At 71.7% G+C, this 5,750-nt stretch carries 6 protein-coding genes; 3 read left to right on the top strand and 3 right to left on the bottom strand.

The features are described 5' to 3' along the window. The 3 genes from ABNT58_RS12740 to ABNT58_RS12730 all read right to left on the bottom strand — a co-directional run. Positions 1-278: PQQ-dependent sugar dehydrogenase (locus ABNT58_RS12740; RefSeq protein ID WP_348753847.1), on the bottom strand; the 278-nt coding region annotated here is incomplete at its 3' end. 45 nt (positions 279-323) lie between these two features. Next, positions 324-2,036 carry a single-stranded-DNA-specific exonuclease RecJ gene (gene recJ / locus ABNT58_RS12735; protein ID WP_348753848.1) on the bottom strand — a complete coding sequence of 571 codons (1,713 nt, stop codon included), beginning with the start codon at positions 2,034-2,036 and terminating at the stop codon, positions 324-326. 11 nt (positions 2,037-2,047) lie between these two features. Further along, complete coding sequence (locus tag ABNT58_RS12730; RefSeq protein WP_348753846.1) at positions 2,048-2,971, bottom strand: hypothetical protein; 924 nt, start codon at positions 2,969-2,971, stop codon at positions 2,048-2,050. A gap of 67 nt (positions 2,972-3,038) precedes the next feature. Between ABNT58_RS12730 and ABNT58_RS12725 the strand changes: the two genes are divergently transcribed. The 3 genes from ABNT58_RS12725 to ABNT58_RS12715 all read left to right on the top strand — a co-directional run. Further along, positions 3,039-4,313: a lipoprotein-releasing ABC transporter permease subunit gene (locus ABNT58_RS12725; RefSeq protein WP_348753845.1), complete on the top strand. Its 1,275-nt coding sequence runs from the start codon at positions 3,039-3,041 to the stop codon at positions 4,311-4,313. Then, entirely contained in the window at positions 4,306-4,989 is a 684-nt protein-coding gene (gene lolD, locus ABNT58_RS12720) for a lipoprotein-releasing ABC transporter ATP-binding protein LolD (RefSeq protein ID WP_348753844.1), read from the top strand. The genes ABNT58_RS12725 and lolD overlap by 8 nt, the downstream gene beginning before the upstream one ends. A 159-nt stretch (positions 4,990-5,148) precedes the next feature. Beyond that, a partial coding sequence (locus ABNT58_RS12715) for a cation:proton antiporter (protein ID WP_348753843.1) occupies positions 5,149-5,750 on the top strand: 602 nt, incomplete at its 3' end.

Here is a 5,750-nt window from a genome sequence, read left to right as displayed (position 1 = left end):
CGCGGGTCCACCACCACGTCCAGCAGGCCGCCCTGGCCGCCGGCGTCCACCTTGGGCAGGCCGGCCAGCGGCTTGCCCACCGTGCCGTCGGCCGCCACGATGCGCAGCCGCCCGGCCTTTTCGGTGACCAGCATGCGGCCATCGGGCAGGAAGGCCAGCGCCCAGGGGTTCTGCAGCCCGCGGGCCACGGTGACGGTGCGGGGTTCGGCACCATGGGCCGACAGCAGGGCCAGCGACAGCGCGCAGCCGGCGGCCAGGGCAAGCAGGGATCGTTTCATGGCCTGATGGACCCGCGGCGGGTCCGCCGGTTCCGTGGCTGCTTGCTATACAACAGCCTCGACCATCATCTGTACGCGCTGCTGGCCCTGGTACTCGTCCAGGCAGATGCGGTAGGCCAGCCGAGCGCGGGGCGGCAGCGGCTCCACGCGGCCGAACCAGATGGCGTCGCGCAGCTGGCCGCCCAGGCGCAGCCGCAGCTTCAGGTGCTTTTCGCCCACCAGGCGCTGGGCCACCACGTCCACCTCGTCGCAGAAGGTGGGCGCCTCGAAGGACTGGCCCCACACCTGGCCGTCCAGCACCTGCACCGTCTCGGCGTTGTAGTACTCCACCGGCAGCGCGCCGTCGGTGCGCAGCCGGCGTTGCAGCGTGTCGGCGTCCAGCCATTCACGGGCCACCTGTTGCAGCGCCTCGGCAAAGGTGGCAAAGCCGCTCTCGTCCAGCGTGCAGCCGGCGGCCATCGCATGGCCGCCGAACTTCTTGAGCACGCCGGGGTGGCGCTTGCTCACCAGGTCCAGCGCATCGCGCAGGTGAAAGCCTGGAATGCTGCGGCCCGATCCCTTGAGCAGCCCGTCCTGCCCACGCGCGAACACGAAGGTGGGCCGGTGCAGCCGGTCTTTCAGGCGGCCGGCCACGATGCCCACCACGCCTTCGTGGAACTCGTCGTCGAAGATCGCCAGCGCGGGCGGTGCCTCGCCATCCGGCATCAGCCGGTCGAGCAGGGCTTCGGCCTGGTCGCGCATGCCGCTTTCCACGGTGCGCCGTTCGCGGTTGATGGCGTCCAGCTGCGCGGCCAGCTCGGTGGCGCGGGCGCTGTCGTCGGTGGTCAGGCATTCGATGCCCAGCGTCATGTCGGCCAGCCGGCCGGCGGCGTTGATGCGCGGGCCCAGCGCAAAGCCGAAGTCGAAGGCGCTGGCCCGGCTGGCATGCCGGCCGGCCGCACTGAACAGCGCCGCCACGCCCGGCTGCATGCGCCCGGCGCGGATGCGCTTGAGCCCCTGGGCCACCAGCCGGCGGTTGTTGGCGTCCAGCTTCACCACGTCGGCCACGGTGCCCAGCGCCACCAGGTCGAGCAGGGCGTCCAGCTTGGGCTGGCTGGTGGCGTCGAACACGCCACGTGCACGCAGCTCGGCCCGCAGCGCCAGCAGCACATAGAACATCACGCCCACACCGGCCAGCGACTTGCTCTCGAAGCTGCAGGCCGGCTGGTTGGGGTTCACGATCACGTCGGCCTCGGGCAGCACCACCTGGGTGCCCACCAGCGCGGGCAAATGGTGGTCGGTCACCAGCACCTGCAGGCCCAGCGCGCGGGCGTGGGCCACGCCTTCCAGGCTGGCGATGCCGTTGTCCACCGTCACCAGCAGGTCGGGCTGCTGCTGCATCGCCAGGTCGACGATGGTGGGCGTGAGGCCGTAGCCGTGCAGCGCCCGGTCGGGCACCACGTAGCGCAGCGTGCCGGGCCGGGCCCCCAGCATGGCCAGGCCGCGCAGGGCCACGGCGCAGGCGGTGGCGCCGTCGCAGTCGTAGTCGGCCACGATGCAGATGCGGCCGCCGCGGGCCAGGGTGTCGGCCAGCAGCACCGCGGCTTCATGCGTGCCCAGCAGCTGGGCGGGCGGCAGCAACCGGCCCAGGCCGTCGTCCAGGTCGTCGGGTGTGCGCACGCCGCGGGCGGCGAACAGCCGGGCCAGCAGCGGGTGCACGCCGGCCTGCTCCAGCGCAAAGGCCACCCGCGGCGGCACGTCGCGGGCTTCGAGCAGGATGTTGGCGGTGCTCACAGGGTCTCCAGCAGGGGCGCCACGGGGCGGCGCGAAGGGCGCAGCCGCTGCCACAGCGTGGGCTTGGCATGGGTGTAGGTGATGGCGCTGGCTTCGCCACACAAGGTGAGGCGCGCGCCCGGCTGGTCGGCCAGCGCGGCGATCGGTCCGGCGTCCAGCGCCTGCCAGGCCTGCAGCCAGGCGCCCCAGTCTTCGGCCAGTGCAGGCGCGGTCAGGCGTTGGTCCAGCTGGGGTGCGGCGGCTTCGTCGGCCGGTTGCCAGGCGCCGCTGGCGCTGACCCAGAACGAATTGACCGGCAGCAGGCCCTGCGCCTCACGCGCCTCGTTCAGCGGGTGGTTGTGCAGCAGCATCTGCACTTCGTTCTGCAGCCGGCGCCACAGCCGCGCCGGGCCCTGGCCGGCGGCCCGCGGCAGCCACAGGTCGATGCCGCGGTGGGTCACGCGGTCGAGCGAGGCGGTAGGCAGCTGGGCCAACGAGTGGTGGCGGGCCGCCCAGCGGTCGGCGCCCTGCCAAAGCAGGTGGATGCTTTCGCCCTCGAACAGCGGCCGCATGGCGTCGAAGGCCGCGCGCGAGCCGGCTTCGTCCAGCTGCATGGCGGCGGGCGGCAGCAGGGTCACGCTGTCGCTGCCCACGGCCCAGTGCGCGGGCGTGATCCAGCCCCAGCCGGTGGCGGCCTCACCGGCGGGCGGCGTGCCCATCTCGCGCGCGGCCCAGGGCAGCAGGCCGTCGGTGGCGGGCCAGCCCAGCGCGCGCGCCAGCACGCGCTCATGCGGCGGCGACAAGGTGGTCTCGTCGCCGCTGTCGCGGTCGGTCTCGGCCCAGCGGGCCAGCAGGGTTTCCAGGTGGGGCAGCTGCAGTTGGCTCAGCGCATGGCGGCCGATGTCGGACCCGGGCGCCGCATGGGGAATCAGCAGGTGCATGGCGCGATTATCCCGGCTGGCGCCGCCCTACAAACGGGCAACCCTGCTGGGCTACCATGCGCGCCGCATGACAAGACCCTCGAGCTCCTGGCCCTACGAGTTGCAGATCGGCTGGCGCTACACGCGTGCGGGCCGGGCAGGGCGCCGCAACGGCTTCATCTCCTTCATCTCCGGCGTGTCGATGCTCGGCATCGCGCTGGGCGTGGCGGCGCTCATCATCGTGCTGTCGGTGATGAACGGCTTCCAGAAGGAGGTGCGCGACCGCATGCTCAGCGTGATCCCGCACGTCGACCTGTTCGATGCGCAGGGCGCGCCGCTGCCCGACTGGCAGGCCACCGCCGCCAAGGTCAGGCAGCTGCAGCCCGAGGTGATCGGCGCCGCGCCCTTCGTGGCGCAGCAGGCGCTGGTGGCCCGTGGCGACGACATGCGCGGCGTGCTGGTGCGCGGCATCTCGCCGGCCGACGAGGCGCAGGTGACGCCGCTGGCCGCCAGTGCGCAGGGCCAGGTGTTCAGCCTGCTCAAGCCCGGGCAGTGGAACATCGTGCTGGGCGCCGAGCTGGCGCGGCAGCTGGGCGTGGTGCCCGGCTCGCAGGTGACGCTGGTGGCGCCCAATGGCCAGGTCACGCCGGCCGGCGTGGTGCCGCGGCTCAAGCAGTTCACGGTGGCGGGCACCTTCGAATCGGGTCACTACGAATACGACAGCTCGCTGGTGATGGTGCACCTGGACGACGCTTCGGTGCTGTTCCGCACCGGCGGCCCCACCGGCCTGCAACTCAAGCTGCGTGACCTGAACGAGGCCCGCAGCGTGGCCGCCGCGCTGGGCACCGGCCTGGGCCCCGAGGTGGTGGTGCGTGACTGGACCCGCACCAACCGCAACTGGTACGACGCGGTGCAGCTGGAAAAACGGATGATGTTCATCATCCTCACGCTCATCGTCGCGGTGGCGGCCTTCAACCTGGTGTCCACGCTGGTAATGACGGTGACCGACAAGCGGGCCGACATCGCCATCCTGCGCACGCTGGGCGCCAGCCCGCGCAGCATCATGGGCATTTTCATGGTGCAGGGCGCGGCTTCGGGCATCGTCGGCACCGTGGCCGGCGTGCTCATCGGGCTGCTGGTGGCCTTCAACATCGACACCATCGTGCCGGCCATCGAGCGGCTGCTGAACACCAGCTTCCTGCCGGCCAGCGTGTACGTGATCAGCCGCATGCCCAGCGATCCGCAGTGGAACGACATCGCGCCCATCGGCGTGATCTCGCTGGTGCTGGCCTTCGTGGCGACGATCTATCCGAGCTGGCGTGCCAGCCGCATCAATCCGGCGGAGGCCTTGCGTTATGAGTAGCAAGGCCATCCTCCGCAGCACCGGCCTGCGCAAGCGCTTCCACGAGGGTCAGATTGACGTCGAGGTGCTCAAGGGCATCGACCTGGCCGTGAACGCCGGCGAGACGCTGGCCATCGTCGGCGCCTCGGGCTCGGGCAAGAGCACGCTGCTGCACCTGCTGGGCGGGCTGGACGCACCCAGCGCCGGCCAGGTCGAGCTGATGGGCCGCAACTTCGCCGGCATGAGCGCGGCCGAGCAGGGCCGCTGGCGCAACCAGCACCTGGGCTTCGTCTACCAGTTCCACCACCTGCTGCCCGAGTTCACCGCGCTGGACAACGTGGCCATGCCGCTGCGCATCCGCCGCCTCAGCGTGCCCGAGGCGCAGGAGCGTGCGCGCGAAGCCCTGGGCCGTGTGGGCCTGGCCGGGCGCGTCAGCCACCGGCCATCGGAGCTGTCAGGCGGTGAGCGCCAGCGCGTGGCCATCGCCCGTGCGCTGGTCACCGGCCCGGCCTGTGTGCTGGCCGACGAGCCCACCGGCAACCTCGACCGTGAGACCGCGCAGGTGGTGTTCGCCGAGATGCTGGCCATGGCGCGCGAGCGTGGCACCGCCTTCGTGCTGGTGTCGCACGACGAAACCCTGGCCTCGCGCTGCGATCGCATGCTGCGCATGCGCAGCGGCGTGCTCAGCCAGGACTGACTCGTATCCCGCCGCAAACGCGGCGATGTCCTACACGCAGACGCGGCGCACTCGGACAGTCTGCACCCCACCTCGCCTGGACGATGAAGGGCCGGCCCCGGCACGTCCGTGGGTCGTCTCGGCCATCGCTGCCCATAACCACGACAACGAGGAGAGTGCATGACCGATTCGCTGTGGTCCTGGTTGATCACTGCCCCGTGGGCCTTGCGCCCCGACACCCTGCTGGGTGCCAGCTTGCTGATGGTGGCCGCCGCCCTGCTGGGCGAAGTGGCCTGGCGGCGTTTGCGCTGGCCGCGCCTGACGGGTTATGCGGCCGTGGGCACCGTGCTGGCGCTGGCCGGCCTGGGCGCCGATGGCAACGAAGCTGCGTTGCGCCTGGCGGTGGACGTGGCGCTGGCACTGCTGCTGTTCGAAGCCGGCGCGCGCCTGAACCTGCGCTGGCTGGCCCGCAACCCGTGGCTGCTGGCCACCAGCCTGTTCGAAGCGGCGCTGGCCGGCATCGCGGTGCTGGTCGCGGCGCGGCTGATGGGGGTGCCGCCGACCGTGGCCGGCCCGCTGGCCATCATCGCGATGGGCGTGTCGCCCGCGGTCATCCAGCGCGTGGTGGGTGAATGCAATGCCGCCGGCCAGGTGACCGAACGTCTGATGGCCTTGTCGGCGCTGAACACGCTGTATGCGGTGCTGGCGCTCAAGCTGCTGAGTGCCGGCCTGCTGCTCAGCGACCCCGGCACCTGGCTGAGTGCGCTGCCCGAGGTCATCGT

Origin of the sequence: uncultured Aquincola sp., from assembly GCF_964001545.1 — a bacterium.
Taxonomy (GTDB): domain Bacteria; phylum Pseudomonadota; class Gammaproteobacteria; order Burkholderiales; family Burkholderiaceae_C; genus Aquincola.
The sequence above is the reverse complement of the archived record's forward strand: the minus strand, read 5'-3'. Positions and strand labels throughout refer to the sequence as shown.